At 62.8% G+C, this 16,937-nt stretch carries 16 protein-coding genes and 1 pseudogene; 11 read left to right on the top strand and 6 right to left on the bottom strand.

Annotated features, from left to right (window positions below):
- Positions 1-384: 384 nt before the first annotated feature.
- Complete coding sequence (locus ACF8MI_RS07050; protein ID WP_014861053.1) at positions 385-1,878, bottom strand: CoA-acylating methylmalonate-semialdehyde dehydrogenase; 1,494 nt, start codon at positions 1,876-1,878, stop codon at positions 385-387.
- A 73-nt stretch (positions 1,879-1,951) separates the two neighbouring features.
- Positions 1,952-3,298, bottom strand: coding sequence for an aspartate aminotransferase family protein (locus ACF8MI_RS07045; protein WP_060499487.1), 1,347 nt, complete (start codon positions 3,296-3,298; stop codon positions 1,952-1,954).
- 118 nt (positions 3,299-3,416) lie between these two features.
- On the opposite strand from ACF8MI_RS07045, the gene ACF8MI_RS07040 reads away from it, so the two are divergent.
- From ACF8MI_RS07040 to ACF8MI_RS07020, 5 genes are all read left to right on the top strand, one after another.
- Positions 3,417-4,334, top strand: coding sequence for a LysR family transcriptional regulator (locus tag ACF8MI_RS07040; protein WP_016715426.1), 918 nt, complete (start codon positions 3,417-3,419; stop codon positions 4,332-4,334).
- A 90-nt stretch (positions 4,335-4,424) separates the two neighbouring features.
- Complete coding sequence (locus tag ACF8MI_RS07035; RefSeq protein ID WP_019099774.1) at positions 4,425-5,087, top strand: TetR/AcrR family transcriptional regulator; 663 nt, start codon at positions 4,425-4,427, stop codon at positions 5,085-5,087.
- A gap of 9 nt (positions 5,088-5,096) precedes the next feature.
- Positions 5,097-5,681: a YigZ family protein gene (locus tag ACF8MI_RS07030; RefSeq protein WP_060499488.1), complete on the top strand. Its 585-nt coding sequence runs from the start codon at positions 5,097-5,099 to the stop codon at positions 5,679-5,681.
- A gap of 369 nt (positions 5,682-6,050) precedes the next feature.
- Complete coding sequence (locus ACF8MI_RS07025) at positions 6,051-6,737, top strand: SDR family oxidoreductase (protein ID WP_060499489.1); 687 nt, start codon at positions 6,051-6,053, stop codon at positions 6,735-6,737.
- 86 nt (positions 6,738-6,823) lie between these two features.
- Positions 6,824-7,771, top strand: a complete 948-nt coding sequence (locus ACF8MI_RS07020) for an adenosine deaminase (RefSeq protein ID WP_104833512.1) — start codon at positions 6,824-6,826, stop codon at positions 7,769-7,771.
- A 19-nt stretch (positions 7,772-7,790) separates the two neighbouring features.
- Here the strand turns inward: ACF8MI_RS07020 and ACF8MI_RS07015 are convergent, their stop codons facing one another.
- Positions 7,791-8,504 (bottom strand): helix-turn-helix transcriptional regulator, encoded by a 714-nt coding sequence (locus ACF8MI_RS07015; protein WP_104833513.1) that lies wholly within the window; start codon positions 8,502-8,504, stop codon positions 7,791-7,793.
- Positions 8,505-8,962: 458 nt separating this feature from the next.
- Between ACF8MI_RS07015 and ACF8MI_RS07010 the strand changes: the two genes are divergently transcribed.
- Positions 8,963-9,160, top strand: a complete 198-nt coding sequence (locus tag ACF8MI_RS07010) for a hypothetical protein (RefSeq protein WP_082426406.1) — start codon at positions 8,963-8,965, stop codon at positions 9,158-9,160.
- On the opposite strand, the gene ACF8MI_RS07005 is transcribed toward ACF8MI_RS07010, so the two are convergent.
- Together ACF8MI_RS07005 and ACF8MI_RS07000 are read right to left on the bottom strand one after the other, a co-directional pair.
- Positions 9,111-10,292, bottom strand: coding sequence for a multidrug effflux MFS transporter (locus ACF8MI_RS07005; protein WP_200929057.1), 1,182 nt, complete (start codon positions 10,290-10,292; stop codon positions 9,111-9,113). The genes ACF8MI_RS07010 and ACF8MI_RS07005 overlap by 50 nt on opposite strands.
- Before the next feature lie 104 nt (positions 10,293-10,396).
- On the bottom strand, positions 10,397-10,594 hold the full coding sequence (locus ACF8MI_RS07000; RefSeq protein ID WP_060499493.1) for a heavy-metal-associated domain-containing protein: 198 nt from the start codon (positions 10,592-10,594) through the stop codon (positions 10,397-10,399).
- Positions 10,595-10,725: 131 nt separating this feature from the next.
- Between ACF8MI_RS07000 and ACF8MI_RS06995 the strand changes: the two genes are divergently transcribed.
- From ACF8MI_RS06995 to ACF8MI_RS06975, 5 genes and pseudogenes are all read left to right on the top strand, one after another.
- A complete protein-coding gene (locus tag ACF8MI_RS06995) occupies positions 10,726-11,112 on the top strand; it encodes a hypothetical protein (RefSeq protein WP_060499494.1) in 387 nt (128 codons plus the stop codon).
- Between the two features lie 52 nt (positions 11,113-11,164).
- The gene (locus tag ACF8MI_RS06990) at positions 11,165-13,564 is read left to right on the top strand and encodes a heavy metal translocating P-type ATPase (protein WP_200929056.1); all 2,400 of its coding nucleotides are present in this window, start codon (positions 11,165-11,167) and stop codon (positions 13,562-13,564) included.
- The gene (gene cueR, locus ACF8MI_RS06985) at positions 13,561-13,971 is read left to right on the top strand and encodes a Cu(I)-responsive transcriptional regulator (RefSeq protein ID WP_060499496.1); all 411 of its coding nucleotides are present in this window, start codon (positions 13,561-13,563) and stop codon (positions 13,969-13,971) included. Before ACF8MI_RS06990 ends, cueR begins: the two co-directional genes overlap by 4 nt.
- Positions 13,972-14,138: 167 nt before the next feature.
- Positions 14,139-15,224 (top strand): annotated as a pseudogene (locus ACF8MI_RS06980) (cache domain-containing protein); the annotation flags it as partial.
- Positions 15,225-15,314: 90 nt separating this feature from the next.
- Positions 15,315-16,082: a methyl-accepting chemotaxis protein gene (locus tag ACF8MI_RS06975; protein WP_371058977.1), complete on the top strand. Its 768-nt coding sequence runs from the start codon at positions 15,315-15,317 to the stop codon at positions 16,080-16,082.
- A 64-nt stretch (positions 16,083-16,146) separates the two neighbouring features.
- Here the strand turns inward: ACF8MI_RS06975 and ACF8MI_RS06970 are convergent, their stop codons facing one another.
- Positions 16,147-16,926, bottom strand: coding sequence for a helix-turn-helix transcriptional regulator (locus ACF8MI_RS06970; protein WP_060499498.1), 780 nt, complete (start codon positions 16,924-16,926; stop codon positions 16,147-16,149).
- Positions 16,927-16,937: the final 11 nt, after the last annotated feature.

Genomic DNA, 16,937 nt, shown 5'->3' with positions numbered 1-16,937 from the left:
TTTCGTCTCAACCGAGGCGCGAATTCTACGCTTTCCTCAGAGCCTGTCAAGCGTTTATTTTGAAGTTTTTTGCGAGAAACTCGTTTAGCTTCAAACACTTGGCTCGCTGCGATCTCTCGTAGCGGGAGGCGAATCATACAGCGTTTAAAACCGCTGTCAACCACCATTTCAACCGCTTGCGATCATTCGATCGTAGCCCTTTCAACTTTACCTTAACTATTTAACTCGTTGAATCTCAAGGAGTTTTTCGTTCCGATGTCGCTGGAAGTGGGGCGCATTATAAGGGGATTCGAAAGCGCGTCAACCCTTAATTTCAAGAAACTTTAATATCGCTGAAAAACAAAGCGGGGAGGCCTACCGGCCTCCCCGCTTCAGTTACCTGCCTTAAAGGCTAGGGAAAGCGAATTGCGATGCCTCATGGCTGGCACGCTGCGGCCAACGCTGGGTAATTGCCTTGCGACGGGTATAGAAACGCACCCCGTCCGGGCCATAGGCATGCAAGTCACCGAACAGCGAACGCTTCCAGCCACCAAAGCTGTGGTAAGCCACCGGCACCGGCAGCGGTACGTTCACCCCCACCATGCCCACTTCGATCTCGTCGCAGAACAGGCGCGCCGCTTCACCGTCACGGGTAAAGATGCAGGTACCGTTGCCATACTCGTGATCGTTGATCAACTGCATGGCCTGCTCCAGGCTGTTCACGCGCACCACGCACAGCACCGGGCCAAAGATCTCTTCTTTATAGATGCGCATCTCTGGGGTCACCTTGTCGAACAGGGTGCCGCCCACGAAGTAACCATCTTCATTACCAGCCACACGGAAGCCGCGCCCGTCCACCACCAGCTTGGCGCCGGCAGCAACACCATCATCGATGTAACCCACCACCTTGTCACGGGCAGCCGCAGTCACCAGAGGGCCCATGTCCAGGCCGCACGAGGTACCGGCACCAATCTTCAGCGCCTTGATCTGTGGTTCCAGCTTGGCAATCAGTGCATCGGCCACTTGGTCGCCCACGCACACGGCCACCGAAATGGCCATGCAACGCTCGCCGCACGAACCGTAGGCCGCGCCCATCAGTGCGCTGACGGCGTTGTCCAGGTCGGCATCCGGCATCAGCACCGCATGGTTCTTGGCACCACCCAGGGCCTGTACACGCTTGCCGCGCTTGGTGCCTTCTGCATAGATGTACTCGGCGATCGGCGTCGAACCGACAAAGCTCAGTGCTTTCACTTCTGGCGCTTCGATCAGCGCATCCACTGCTTCCTTGTCACCGTGCACCACGTTCAGGATGCCCTTTGGCAGGCCGGCTTCCAGCAGCAACTGGGCAATGAACAGCGTGGAGCTCGGGTCACGCTCGGAAGGCTTGAGGATGAAGGCGTTACCGCAGGCGATGGCCAGCGGGTACATCCACAGCGGCACCATGGCCGGGAAGTTGAACGGGGTAATGCCCGCGACCACGCCCAGTGGCTGGAAGTCGGACCAGGCGTCGATGTTCGGGCCGACGTTGCGGCTGTACTCGCCTTTCAACACTTCTGGCGCCGCGCAGGCGAACTCGACGTTCTCGATGCCGCGCTTCAGTTCACCGGCTGCGTCTTCCAGGGTCTTGCCGTGCTCTTCGCTGATCATCTGCGAGATTTTGGCTTCGTTCTGCTCCAGCAGTTGCTTGAAGCGGAACATCACCTGGGCGCGCTTGGCAGGCGGGGTGTTGCGCCAGGCCGGGAAGGCTGCCTTGGCGGAGTCGATCGCTTCCTGCACGGTCGCGCGGCTGGCCAGCTCGACCTTGCGTACAGCCTGGCCAGTGGACGGGTTGAAGACATCGGCGGTGCGCTCACCCTTGGTAACCAGCTCGCCGTGGATCAGGTGCTGAACAATGCTCATGCAAAACTCCAGATAAAGAAGGTAGAAGCAGGCGCGTGATGCGTTCACACGCCGGGCATCAAAATTGGATAGATCAGTCGATCAGGTTCAGGGTTTCGCCGACTGCGTCGAACAGGCGGTCCAGTTCCTGCGGCGTGGTGTTGAAGGTTGGGCCGAACTGCAGGGTGTCGCCACCAAAGCGCACGTAGAAGCCCGCCTTCCACAGTTTCATCGCCGCTTCGTACGGGCGGACGATGGCATCACCGTCGCGAGCGCCGATCTGGATGGCGCCGGCCAGGCCGTAGTTACGGATATCGACGATGTTCTTGGTGCCCTTCACGCCGTGCAGCAGCTTCTCGAAGTGCGGCGCCAGCTCGGCGGCGGACTGCACCAGGTTTTCCTTCTGCAGCAGGTCCAGCGCGGCGATACCGGCGGCACAGGCTACCGGGTGGGCCGAATAGGTGTAGCCGTGCGGGAATTCCACGGCGTATTCCGGGGTCGGCTGGTTCATGAAGGTCTGGTAGATCTCGCTGCTGGCAATCACCGCACCCATCGGGATGGCGCCGTTGGTGACCTGCTTGGCGATGCACATCAGGTCCGGGGTCACGCCGAAGGCCTCAGCGCCAGTCATCGCCCCCATGCGGCCGAAGCCGGTGATCACTTCGTCGAAGATCAGCAGGATATTGTGCTGGGTACAGATTTCACGCAGGCGCTTCAGGTAACCCTTCGGCGGCGGCAGTACGCCGGCCGAACCGGCCAGCGGCTCGACGATCACCGCAGCGATGTTGGACGCATCGTGTAGCTCGATCAGCTTGAGCATTTCGTCAGCCAAGGCAATACCGCCCTCTTCCGGCATGCCCTTGGAGAAGGCGTTCACTGGCAGCACGGTGTGAGGCAGGTGGTCGACATCCAGCAACTGACCGAACAGCTTGCGGTTGCCGTTGACGCCACCCAGGCTGGTACCGGCAATGTTCACGCCGTGGTAACCACGGGCACGGCCGATGATCTTGGTCTTGGTGGCCTGGCCTTTCAGGCGCCAGTAGGCACGCACCATTTTCAGCGCGGTGTCGGCGCACTCGGAACCGGAGTTGGTATAGAAGACGTGATTCAGGTCACCCGGGGTCAGCTCGGTGATCTTCTCGGCCAGCTGGAACGACAGCGGGTGGCCGAACTGGAAGGCCGGTGAGTAATCGAGGGTACCGATCTGGCGGGCCACTGCCTCGGTGATTTCCTTGCGGGTGTGCCCGGCGCCGCAGGTCCACAGGCCAGACAAGGCATCGAAAATCTTGCGCCCTCGGTCATCGACCAGGTAGTTGCCTTCGGCCGCCACGATCAGCCGTGGGTCGCGCTGGAAGTTACGGTTGGCGGTGTAGGGCATCCAGTGGGCATCCAGCTTGAGCTGGCTGGCGATACCGGCGGTAGCGGTTTCGGGCATGTTCATCGGCGGTTCCTCGGAAGACGATTAGGCAACGATGGATGTTGTTGCAGCTAAATTGGCACGCGGATAAAGTCTGAAAAAGCCTACATTTCTAATCTTCAGACAGCCCAAGACTAAACTAATGAGCCGACGCCCCGATCCACTCGCCCAGGTCAGCGACTTCGACATCCGCTTGCTTAAGATCTACCGCAGCGTTGTCGAGTGCGGCGGCTTCTCGGCCGCCGAAAACGTGTTGGGCATTGGCCGCTCGGCCATCAGCCAGCAGATGAACGACCTGGAGCAACGCCTTGGCCTACGCCTGTGCCAACGTGGCCGCGCCGGTTTTTCGCTGACCGAGGAAGGCCGCGAGGTCTACCATTCGGCCCTGCAACTGCTCAGCGCGCTGGAAAGCTTTCGCACCGAGGTCAATGGCCTGCACCAGCATTTGCGTGGCGAGCTGAACATTGGCCTGACCGACAATCTGGTCACTCTGCCACATATGCGCATCACCCACGCCCTGGCCGAACTCAAGGACCGAGGCCCCGATGTGCGCATCCAGATCCGCATGATTGCCCCCAGCCAGGTCGAACACGGCGTGCTCGACGGCAGCCTGCATGTGGGTGTAGTACCTCAGACCAGCCCGCTGTCGGGCCTTGAATACCAGCCGTTGTACAGCGAACGTTCGCTGCTTTACTGCGCCGTTGGCCACCCGCTGTTCTATGCCGATGACCAGCAGATCGACGACGAACGCCTGAACAGCCAGGAAGCCATTACGCCGACGTTCCGCCTGCCGGCCGACATCCAGGCGCATTACCAGGCGCTGAACTGCACGGCCAGTGCTTCGGACCGTGAAGGGATGGCGTTCCTTATCCTCACCGGGCGCTACATCGGCTACCTGCCCGATCACTACGCCACCTTCTGGGTGCAGCAGGGCCGCTTGCGTGCCCTCAAGCCTCAACAGCGCTTCTATGACCTGAGCCTGAGCTGGGTAACGCGCAAGGGCCGGCGGCCGAACCTGGTGCTGGAAAGCTTTCTCGACAGCCTGGCTGCGACACGTTGATGCCAGTCTCTGCCGCAAACGCTTGTCACTTCGGCACAGGCAGGTAATCTTGTCCGACTGCCGCAGCCACTGACCCGTACGGAATCGTCCATGACCCTAGAAGTCCCTGCGCATCGCCTCTCTGCCTCGGGCAAGCCCGCGGGCCGCATCCGCCAGAAGAACGAACAGGCCATTATCCAGGCCGCCGAAGACGAGTTCGCCCGCCATGGTTTCAAGGGCACCAGCATGAACACCATCGCCCTCAAGGCGGGCTTGCCCAAGGCCAACCTGCATTACTACTTCACCAACAAGCTGGGCCTGTACATTGCCGTGCTCAGCAACATCATCGAGTTGTGGGACAGCACCTTCAACGCCTTGAGCGTCGATGACGACCCCGGCGAGGCCCTGAGCCAGTACATCCGTACCAAGATGGAGTTTTCCAGGCGCAACCCGCAAGCTTCGCGGATTTTCGCCATGGAAGTGATCAGCGGCGGCACCTGCCTGACCGAATATTTCAGTGCCGACTACCGTGAGTGGTTCCGCGGCCGAGCCGCCGTGTTCCAGGCCTGGATCGCAGCCGGCAAGATGGACCCGGTCGACCCGGTGCACTTGATCTTCCTGCTGTGGGGCAGCACCCAGCACTACGCCGACTTCGCCACCCAGATCTGCCAGGTGACCGGCCGCAGCCGCCTGACCAAGCAGGACATGGAAGACGCGAGCAACAACCTTATCCACATCATTCTGAAGGGCTGCGGCATCAAGCCGGCTGCCTGAACGTCATTTATGCCTTCTACCCTGCTCGACCTCTGCGAATACCGCGAGGAAATCCGCAAAAGCCGCTTCATCACCCTGGCCGGGCCGATCAGCAGCGCTGCGGACGCGATGAGTTTCATCGAACGCCACAGCGACCTGGCCGCCACCCACAACTGCTGGGCCTGGAAGCTTGGCGCCCAGTACCGCAGCAGCGATGACGGTGAACCTGGCGGCACTGCCGGGCGACCGATCCTGGCGGCCATCGAAGCACAAGACTGCGACCAGGTCGTGGTGCTGGTGATCCGCTGGTATGGCGGCATACAACTGGGTACCGGCGGCTTGGCCAGGGCTTATGGCGGCGGCGCCAACAAATGCCTGCAACAGGCGCCCAAACGGCTGTTGGTGCAGCGTAGCGAATTCACTTGCAGCTGCAGTTTCAGCGAACTGGCACTGGTGAAACTGCGCCTGGCAGAGGTTGATGGCCTCGTCCTGGATGAGCAATTCACCGCCAACGGCGTGGACCTGCTAATTGCGCTCGGCGACGCCCACCTGGCACACCTGCAGCAGCAACTGGCCGACCTGAGCCGTGGGCGCATCCTGCTAGAAGCGCGCTGACATTGCCCACAACAACTGTGGGCCCGCCTGTGGATAAGCTTGGGGCAGTCGCTTGCAGCCTGCTGTTTTCAGGGCCTGCAGGACTTTGATCATATTTTGATCACAGCTTGATGACAGTCGCAAATTGCTGAAAGCTAGATAGTTATCCCCAACCCAAGGCTAGACGGGTCTGCCCGCATCGTACTCGGCTTGCACACAATAACTGTGGAACAGCCTGTGGATAACCCGTGCGCCAACAGGCGAGGCGCCCGGACAGGCAGGGCCCCCACGCAGTTGATCGTTTTTTATACAGCTATAGACAAGGCAGTCACTGCCGCTGTGGATTATTCTCAATACCTTTCTTTATCACCGACCACGGAGCGCGTTCACATGGCTAACGCAAAAACCGCACTTATCATCGGCGCCTCTCGGGGGCTTGGTCTGGGCCTGGTGCAGCGCCTGAACGAAGACGGCTGGAACATCACTGCTACTGTCCGCAACCCGCAGCAGCCCGGCGCCCTGGCGGACGTGCCCGGCGTGCACATCGAGCAGCTGGAGATGAACGACACCGCCCAGCTCGACGGCCTGAAGCAACGCCTGCAAGGCCAGGTGTTCGACCTGGTATTCGTCAACGCCGGTGTCATGGGCCCCCTGCCACAAGACCTGGAGACCGTACACAACAAAAACATCGGCGACCTGTTCATGACCAACGCCGTTGCACCGATTCGTGTGGCCCGGCGCCTCGTCGACCAGGTACGCGAGGGCAGCGGCGTACTGGCCTTCATGAGCTCGATCCTGGGCAGCGTGACCATCCCCGACGGCGGTGAAATTTGCCTGTACAAGGCCAGCAAGGCGGCGTTGAACTCGATGATCAACAGCTTTGTCGTCGAGCAGCAGCGCCCCGACCTGTGCGTGCTGGCCATGCACCCAGGCTGGGTAAAAACCGACATGGGCGGCGAAAACGCCGAGATCGACGTACTCACCAGCACCCGCGGCATGCTCGACCAGATCAAGGCGCAAAGCGGCAAGGGTGGCCTGCGTTTCATCAACTACAAGGGCGAACCCTTGGTCTGGTGATTCACCGGGTCGCAGCGTGGCCGGGCGCAATGCCCGGCCAGCCCCTGTAGAATGGCGGCAACCGTACCTGATCGAGATCCCCCTATATGTATGACTGGTTGAACGCCCTGCCCAAGGCCGAGCTGCACTTGCACCTGGAAGGCTCGCTGGAGCCCGAGCTGCTGTTCGCCCTGGCCGAGCGCAACAAGATCGCCCTACCCTGGGCCGATGTAGAGACCTTGCGGGGCGCCTACGCCTTCAACAACCTGCAGGAGTTCCTCGACCTGTATTACCAGGGCGCCGATGTGCTGCGTACCGAACAGGACTTCTACGACCTGACCTGGGCCTACCTGCAACGCTGCAAGGCGCAGAACGTGATTCACACCGAACCGTTCTTCGACCCGCAAACCCACACCGACCGTGGCATCCCCTTTGAAGTGGTGCTCAACGGTATCAACCGAGCACTGAAGGACGGCCGCCAGCAACTGGGCATCAGCAGTGGCCTGATCCTCAGCTTCCTGCGCCACCTGAGCGAAGAGGAAGCACAAAAAACCCTCGACCAGGCCCTGCCGTTCCGCGATGCATTCATCGCCGTTGGCCTGGACAGCTCGGAAATGGGCCACCCGCCGAGCAAGTTCCAGCGTGTATTCGACCGCGCCCGCAGCGAAGGCTTCGTCGCCGTCGCCCATGCCGGCGAAGAAGGCCCACCCGAGTACATCTGGGAAGCGCTGGACCTGCTGCAAATCAAGCGTATCGACCATGGCGTGCGCGCCATCGAGGACGAGCGCCTGATGCAGCGCATCATCGACGAGCAGATCCCGCTCACGGTGTGCCCGCTGTCCAACACCAAACTGTGCGTGTTCGACCACATGAGCCAGCACAACATCCTCGACATGCTCGAGCGCGGCGTGAAAGTGACGGTCAACTCGGACGACCCGGCCTACTTCGGCGGCTACGTCACGGAAAACTTCCACGCCCTGCACACCCACCTGGGCATGACCGAAGACCAGGCCCGTCGCCTGGCACAGAACAGCCTGGATGCCCGGCTGGTCTGATTGAACGACGACGTTGCGTTCAACCGACCTGCAATGTCTCCACGCGGGCGATGCGATTGATCTGCTGGATACCCAGCGCAGAGATATGCAACGCCCGCGAGTCTTCGGCCTCACGCATCCAGCCAGACTGCAGAAATAGCCTGAACAAAGCCTGGCCCAGCACGCCGCCCAGATGCGGGGCCTGGTCATTCCACTCGGTGCAGCGGCAAACCACGCAGGCGCGTTGCTCGTGTGGTGCCAGGGCATCGATGTACACCCCGACCAAGGCCAACTGCGCCCTCCCCTCGTCACTCACCATCAACTGCCTTCCGCTGCCCTCCAGCCAGCCGGCCACCACCAGGCGGTGATACAGCTCACTGGCCAACTCCCCGCCCAGGTGATCGCCACACCGGCGTGCCCGGCGCATCGACATGGGCAGCGGTGATACCGGCGCCTTGGCCCGCTCTCCCCTGGTGCTTTCCAGCTGTACGCTGGCCAGGGCCTCGACCGCCGCCCCGACCTGTGGGGTTGCCAGGCGGAAGTAGCGTTTGCGCCCCCTGGCTTCATGCCGGAGCAAACCGGCCGATGACAGCAACGAAAGGTGCGCGCAAGCCGACGAGGACGTCAGGCCGGTCATTATCGCAAGTTCATTGGCTGGCCGTGGCGTACCGTCGATCAATGCCCACAACATGGCACTGCGTTTGGGGTCGGCCATCAAGCTGGCAATCTGGCTGATGCTGCTGGCTGCGTTCATATCCCTGTAACTCCCTGCAAGTTCACTGAGTGGATGCGATGGCCAACCCTGGCAGGGAAGCACCTCTCGCTGGCACTGGCCTGGCCCGCCAGTATAAGCCGCAGAAAATCCCAGTCAGACGGCCTTGCGCAGACACATCGGCGACAAAAAACCACTGGGTATGCCTACCCATGGCAAGCAGTGAGCCGGCGCCAGAAAGCTGCCCGCAAGCCGGTCAACCAAAGCGCCGATACCCACAGACAGAAGCACCGAAATATCTTGATAGAAAAAGGCTTGCAGCAATTTCAGATACGGCCCACAGCGACATTCCGCAAATAGCGCGCGAGCTAGCGAAGGTTTCGCAGTTTTGCAGGCATTACGCCCTTCGACCGTCAGTCAGGACACTGACGCAGCGCATGGCAGGCAGGAGGGCCAGCGCTACACTTGAGCGGCTCTCCCCATTCTGGAGGTATGCCGCGATGAAAATTATCGTCAGTGCATCGAGCCGAAACCCCGCCTGCCCTTGGCAGGTCCAGCTCGATCAACACGTGGTCAGTTTCCGCAGTGAGGCCGAGGCGCGGGCCTTCGTCGCAACGCTGGAAACCCGCCTTCAGGCACCTCACCCGCTCATGCGGGAGGCTTGGCCTGCAAGCGCTGGGTCAGCAGCGCGACACTGACCGCCAATGCCCCGCAGAAGCTGATCACCAGCGCCATAGGTACGGCGCTGCCATCGTGCAGTAGCCCGACCAGCGCAGCGGCACCCGCAGCAACGCTGAACTGCACGCACCCCATCAATGCCGAAGCGCTGCCGGCCCGCGCGCCCTGCCCGCTCATGGCACACGCCGATGCATTGGGGATGATGCAGCCCAGGCTGGCAATGCAGATGAACAACGGCACCAGCAGCGGCCACAGCTGCGCGTGGCGCAAAGCCGCCACGCCCAACAGCACCAGGCCCGCAATCAGGTACAGCCACACGGCGCGCGCCAGCAGGAAAGCAGGTCCGCGCTTGGCCAGCAATCGGGCATTCACCTGCGCCACGAGTATGAAGCCGGCAGCATTGGTGCCGAATAGCCAGCCGTAATGTTCGGCCGGTACGCCATAGAGCTTGATGAACACGAATGGCGAACCGGCAATGTAGGCAAACATGCCGGCAATGGCGATCCCCCCCGTCAAGGCATGGCCAAGGAACACCCGGTCACCCAGCAGGCGCACATACTGGCGCAATGCGCCAGACAGTGGCTGGCGCGGAATATGCGCAGGCAGGCTTTCCGGCAGGCCCAGGCTGACCGCCAGCAGGCAACCGGCGCTGAACAGGCTCAACGCCAGGAAGATCGACTGCCAGCCCGCCAGGTTCACCAGCACCCCGCCCAGCATCGGTGCCAGGATCGGCGCCAGGCCCATGACCAGCATCAGTTGCGAGAACACCTTGGCCGAGGCCACCGGGTCGCACTTGTCGCTGACGATGGCCCGCGACAGCACCATGCCTGCGCAACCGCCCAGCGCCTGGACAAAGCGCGCAACCACCAGAGTGTCGAGGTTGGGGGCATAGGCACAGCCCAGTGACGCCAGGGTGAACAGGGTCACGCCGAACATCAGCGGTTTGCGACGCCCAAAGCGGTCGGCAACCGGCCCATAGGCTAACTGCCCGATGGACAGGCCGAGGAAGTAGGCGGCCAAGGTGGCCTGGACGTGTTTTTCGTCGGTGGCGAACGCCTGCGCCATGGCCGGGAAGGCGGGCAGGTAGAAGTCGATCGCCAAGGGCCCGAACGCACTGAGTGCGCCCAGGATGAGCACCATTCGCAGGTTCATCAGGAATCCATAGCAGGCTAAGCAAGTGGATGATTCTACCTGCTGTGGACCCCCTCAGCATGAAAACATTTGCAACACATGGGCCGCCAGGCAACCCTGACGTATCACGCCACCTCGGCCTGATACCCCTCGTCCCGAATGGCAGTTAGAATCTGCTCTGGCGCCAGCTCACTCTGCACCCGCACCTGTCTGGCCGCCAGGTCGATCTCGACCTTGGCCGCAGCATCCTGCTCCTGCACCGCCCGGGTCACCGCTTTCACACAATGGCCACAGGTCATGCCTTGTACATTGAACACTTGCATGGGGATCTCTCCTTCAGGTTTTCAACGAGTCTCAAGCTTGCCATCGGGGCAAGGTCAACACCCGGGGTGGAAATCTACGCCCGTGTCGGCCAAGCTGCGCCTTTGACGATCAGGCAAGCAGGAGATTATTCATGTTCAGGGCAGCATTGGGCGTCGTCGGGCTATTGAGCGCGCTGGCTGCGGTGCCACCGGCCAGCGCCGAGGGCAACTCGGACTACAGCGTACTGATCATCTCCCGGGAACGCCTGGAAGTGGCCACCGGTTGCGAAATTGGCGTTTACCTCAACGACCAGCTCTCCGGGCGCGTGTTCCAGGAGCAGTCCACCTCGTTCAACCTTCCACCCGGTTCGGTGGACGTACGCCTGCGCCTGCTGCCAGGGCAGGTGCAAGGCTGCGCGCCGGGCATCGAAGACCAGCGCAGTACACGTTTGAACTTGCAGGCGGGCCAGATCAACAAATACCGCATCGCCATGGGGCAATATGGCCTGGAGTTGAAGCGAGCCGGCCTGGGCTATTGACCTTACCTGCATGGCAAGGTTGATGCTGGAGGCCTGTCCAAGGAGGAGAGCCATGCCCGCATCCACCACTTATGACCTGCCGATCTCCGGCATGACCTGCGCCAGCTGTGCCGGCAGGGTCGAGCGCGCCCTGCGCAAGGTCACCGGCGCTGAACAGGTCAGCGTCAACCTCGCCACCGAACAGGCTCGGGTCCAGGCCCCGGCCAACAGCCTGCCCGCCCTGGTCGACGCCGTGCGCGAAGCCGGCTACGGCGTGCCCACCCGCACTGTCGAACTGCAGATTGGCGGCATGACCTGCGCCAGTTGCGCCGGCCGCGTTGAGCGTGCCCTTGGCAAGCTGCCTGGGGTCGAGCACGTCAGCGTCAACCTGGCCAGCGAACGCGCTCACCTCGACGTGCTCGCAGCCCTCGATGACAACCTGCTGATCGATGCTGTGCACAAAGCCGGCTACAGCGCCGGCCTGCCGCAATCGGCCAAGGACGGCCAAAGCGCTGCCCAGCGCCGCCTGCGCAATGAGCGCCTGGCGGTCGGCGCCGCCTTGCTGTTGGCCCTGCCGCTGGTACTGCCAATGCTGGTGCAGCCCTTCGGCCTGCACTGGATGCTGCCAGCATGGGCACAGTTCCTGCTGGCCACGCCGGTGCAATTCATTCTCGGCGCACGCTTCTACAAAGCCGCCTGGAAGGCCGTGCGCGCCGGTGCCGGCAACATGGACCTGCTGGTGGCCCTGGGCACCAGCGCCGGCTATGGCCTGAGCCTTTACCAGTGGGCACAAACCCCCGCCGGTCTGGCCCCGCACTTGTACTTCGAAGCCTCGGCCGTGGTCATTGCCTTGGTATTGCTGGGCAAGTACCTGGAAAACCGTGCCAAGCGCCAGACCGCCAGCGCCATCCGCGCCCTTGAGGCACTGCGTCCGGAGCGTGCCGTGCGTGTCGTCGAGGGCCAGGAAGAAGACGTGCCCATTGCCCAGCTGCGCCTGGGCGACCTGGTACTGGTCAAACCCGGCGAGCGCTTCCCGGTCGATGGTGTAGTCGAGGACGGCAGCAGCCATGCCGACGAAGCCCTGATCAGCGGCGAGAGCCTGCCAGTCCCCAAGCAGCCGGGCGACAGCGTCACGGGCGGTGCCATCAATGGCGAAGGCCGGTTGCTGGTGCGCACCCAGGCGCTGGGGACCGAAACCGTGCTGGCGCGTATCATCCGCCTGGTGGAAGACGCCCAGGCCGCCAAGGCGCCGATACAGAAGCTGGTCGATCGGGTCAGCCAGGTGTTCGTCCCCGCCGTGCTGGTGCTGGCCCTGATCACCCTGGTCGGCTGGTGGCTGGCCGGCGCACCGCTGGAAACCGCGCTGATCAACGCCGTCGCCGTGCTGGTCATCGCCTGCCCCTGCGCCCTCGGCCTGGCAACGCCTGCGGCAATCATGGCGGGCACCGGGGTCGCTGCACGCCACGGTATCCTGATCAAGGACGCCGAAGCCCTGGAGCGTGCCCATGCGGTCAACCGCGTGGTCTTCGACAAAACCGGCACCCTCACCTCCGGCAGCCCTCGGGTGGTTCACAGCCAGGCGCAGGCTGGCAGCAGTGCCGACCTCCACCGCCTGGCCGGCGCACTGCAACGTGGTAGCGAACACCCACTGGCCAAGGCAGTGCTGGATGCCTGTGCCGAACAGGGGCTGGACGTGCCGGTGGTTACCGACAGTCAGTCGCTGACCGGGCGCGGTATCGCAGGAAGTGTGGAAGGCCGTGAGCTGGCCCTGGGTAACCGCCGCCTGCTGGACGAAAGCGGGCTGCAGCCCGGCGACCTGGCTGCGAAGGCCCAGGCCTGGGAAGCCGAGGGGCGCACCTTGTCGTGGTTGATCGAACGGGGCGCGCAACCCCGCGTGCTGGGCCTGTTCGCCTTTGGTGACAGCCTCAAGCCCGGCGCCGCGCAGGCCATCGACACCCTGCATGCCCAACATATCAGCAGCCACCTGCTGACCGGCGACAACCGCGGCAGCGCCAAAGTGGTTGCAGACGCGCTGGGCATCGACGATGTACATGCCGAAGTGCTGCCAGCCGACAAGGCTGCGACCGTGGCCGCGCTCAAGCAGGACGGCGTGGTCGCCATGGTGGGCGATGGCATCAACGATGCCCCGGCACTGGCCGCCGCCGACATCGGCATTGCCATGGGTGGCGGTACCGACGTGGCCATGCAGGCCGCTGGCATCACCCTGATGCGCGGCGACCCTCGCCTGGTGCCTGCAGCGCTGGAGATCAGCCGCAAGACCTATGCGAAGATTCGTCAGAACCTGTTCTGGGCATTCATCTACAACCTGATCGGCATCCCGCTGGCCGCGCTGGGTTACCTCAACCCGGTGCTGGCCGGCGCCGCCATGGCCCTGTCCAGCGTGAGCGTGGTCAGCAACGCGCTGTGGCTCAAGGCGTGGAAACCCACCAGCACCACCCAGGAGGCGTCATGAATATCGGCCAGGCCGCCCGCCGCAGCGGGCTCAGCACCAAGATGATCCGTTATTACGAATCCATCGGCCTGCTCAAACCGGCCACACGCAGCGACAGCGGCTACCGCCTGTACCAGGCAGACGACTTGCACAGCCTGGCCTTCATCAAGCGCTCCCGCGACCTGGGGTTTTCCCTAGAGGAGGTCGGCAAGCTGCTGACCTTGTGGCAGGACCGCCAACGGGCCAGCGCCGATGTGAAAGCGCTGGCCATGCAGCACATCGCCGAGCTGAACCGGCGCATCGAGGAGCTGGTGAGCCTGCGCGACACCCTTGGCGAGCTGGTTTCGCACTGCCAAGGGGACGACCGCCCGGACTGCCCGATCCTCAAAGACCTGGCCAACGGCGCCGCCGGCAACTGCTGCCACTGAACGGTCACACGCGTTTGGTATGCCAAAAGCGTCCAAACGCGACCGAATAGTCACCAACTACGACTTTATCCAATAAATACGGGCGCTCTGGCTACATAAAACCCGGATGCTGCCGATGTACTGGCTACCTGCCTCGTGTGTCGACAACAAAAATTCCGGGAGCGTCGATGAGCATCAAACAGAAACTGACCTGGGCATTCGCGGTCATCGCCGGCTTGCCCATCGTCCTCGTGGCCACCTTGGTGGTCCTCAACCTGCGTGGCGAAGCCCGCGACGGATTCCTCGACAGCAGCAGCCGGGAAATCCGCCAGGTCAGCAACGCGATGAACATCTTCTTCCAGGGCATCAACCAGAACGTCGAGTACATGGCTTCACAGCCAATGGTCGCCGCCACGGGCAGCGAGCTGAACAAGTACATGAGTGCCTCGCCGTCCTACGAACTGGGCGAGCAGGCCAGCAAGCTCCTTGACTTCATGACCCGCCTGGCCAACTCACACCCTGCGTATGCCTACTTGTCCTACGGGGTGAACGACGGTGGCTACACAGGCTGGCCGGCAGGGCAGAAGTTCGTCAATTACGACCCACGCACTCGCCCCTGGTACCAACTGGCCATGGCCAACCCGGGCAAAACCGTACGTACCGGCGCCTACTACTGGGCCGCCGACGACGCGGTACTGGTCAGCACCGTGCGCGCCGTGGCCAACCAGCTGGGCAACCCCGGTGGCGTGGTCAACATCGACGTGTCGCTCAAGGGCCTGACCGAGATCGTCAAGCAGATCAAACTGGGCGAAAGCGGCTACCTGATGCTGGTGGAAAGCAACGGCAACGTGATGGTCGACCCACGCGACGCCGGGCACAACTTCAAGCAACTGGCGAGCTTTGGCGGTGGTTATGTCGAGTTGGCCAAAGCGGGCAAAGGCCTGGTCGAAGTCGAGCTCAATGGCGTGCGCTACATGGCCAACATCTACCCCGATGAGCAACTGGGCTGGACCTTCATCGGCCTGATCGAACACAGCGAAGTGATGCAGACCACCACCCGGCTCACCTGGCTGATCGGTGTCATCGCCGTGGTACTGGCCGCGTTGTTTGCCGTGGTGGGTGCGGCGTTCGCCAAGCTGATCGTGCGCCCGATCAACAGCGTTACCAACGGCCTGGAAGACATTGCTCAAGGTGAAGGTGACCTGACCCGTAACCTGGAAATCCGCGGCCGCGACGAAACCGCGCAACTGGCCAGCTGGTTCAACCAGTTCCTGGGCGCCATCCGCAGCCTGATCCAGCACATTGGCGCTGCCGCCGGCAAAATCCTCAGCACCTCCAGCAGCTCGACCCGTGTCTCCAGCGACATGGCCGAAGCCGCAGGCCGCCAGCGCGAAGCCGTGGACATGGTTTCAACCGCATTCCACGAAATGGTCGCCACCGCCAACGAAGTGGCGCGCTCCTGCAGCCAGGCAGCGCAGTCGGCCGACAGCGGTCAGCAGCAGGCCCGCGAAGGCCAGCAGCAGATCGATGCGGCGGTACACAGCGTTGACCGCCTGAGCCAGGAAATCGAGCAGTCGGCGCAGTCGATCCAGCAACTGGAGCGGGACAGCAATGCCATCCAGTCGATCCTCGGCACCATCCGCTCGATTGCCGAGCAGACCAACCTGCTAGCCCTCAACGCCGCCATCGAAGCCGCCCGCGCCGGTGAGCAAGGCCGTGGCTTTGCCGTGGTGGCCGATGAAGTAAGGGCCTTGGCCAAACGCACTGCCGACTCCACTGCCGAAATCGATGGCCTGCTGGGTAACCTGGCCAACCGCACGGCCGAAGTGGCCGCGCAGATGCATGCCAGCCTGGAGGTATCGCAGCAATCGGTGAGCCGCATTGGCCTGGCACGCGACAGCTTCGGGCAAATCCGGGAATCGGTGGATGTGATTCGCGACATGAACACGCAAATCGCCACCGCCGCCGAGGAACAGCACCAGGTGGCCGAGGACATCAACCGGCACATCAGCCAGATTCACGGCGATGCCCAACTGGTGGCCGAACTGGCCCAGGCGGCGCGGGTGGACTCGGAGAGCCTGGCCGGGTTGTCCAATGAGCTGGATGCGCTGGTGCGCAGGTTCCGCACCTGATGTACTGCCTGTACCGGCCTCTTCGCGGTTTACCCGCGAAGAGGCCGGTACAGGCAACCAGACACTAAAGCTTCAACTCCCCCGGGGTGGCGCCAAACAACTGCTTGAACGCCGCAATGTAAGCCGAAGTCGAGTCATACCCACACCCCAGCGCCGCCTCGGTCACATTCTCCCCCGCCTCCAGCAACGCCAGCGACGACAACAGCCGCATGCGCTGCCGCCAGTTGCGAAAGCTCAACCCGGTCTCCCGCTGGAACAGCCGCATCAGCGTCTTCTCCGAGCAACCCAGCTCGCGCGCCCACTGCTGCAATGTCTGCGGCTGGTCCGGTGCAGCAATCAAACCGTTGCACAGCGCCAGCAACCCTGGGTGCCGTGGCAACGGTAGCGAAAAACCCACCTCGGGCAACGTGCGCAACTGGTCGAGCAGCACCGCCACCAGGCGTGCTTCGGCGCTGTCATCTTCGGGGTAGTCCGCCGGGAACAGGCAAAACTGCTTGATCAGCTCGCGTGCCAGCGGGGTTACTTCCAGCACCCGGCATTGCTGCGGCGCCCACGGGCAGGCATCACGCCGTACATACAGGCTGCGCATTTCGGCCTGCATCGAGGTCACCACTTCGTGCTCGGCATCAGCAGGAATCCACACCCCCCACTGGGGTGGCGCGAAGTAACTGCCGTCGCGGGTGTACACGCCAAGTACGCCGCTGATGGCATAGGAAAACTGCACCCAGTCGTGCTGGTGGCGGGTGGTCCAGGAACCGGCGCCGAGGCTTTCGGCACGGGCATAGAGGGGCCTGGGCAGGTGGTCCAGCGCCGGTATGGCGCGGGGGTGTCCGATGATCGGCATGGTGGCTTCTT

Origin of the sequence: Pseudomonas sp. yb_9, from assembly GCF_043103635.1 — a bacterium.
GTDB lineage: Bacteria > Pseudomonadota > Gammaproteobacteria > Pseudomonadales > Pseudomonadaceae > Aquipseudomonas > Aquipseudomonas monteilii.
This window is presented reverse-complemented; position numbering and strand designations above follow the sequence as displayed.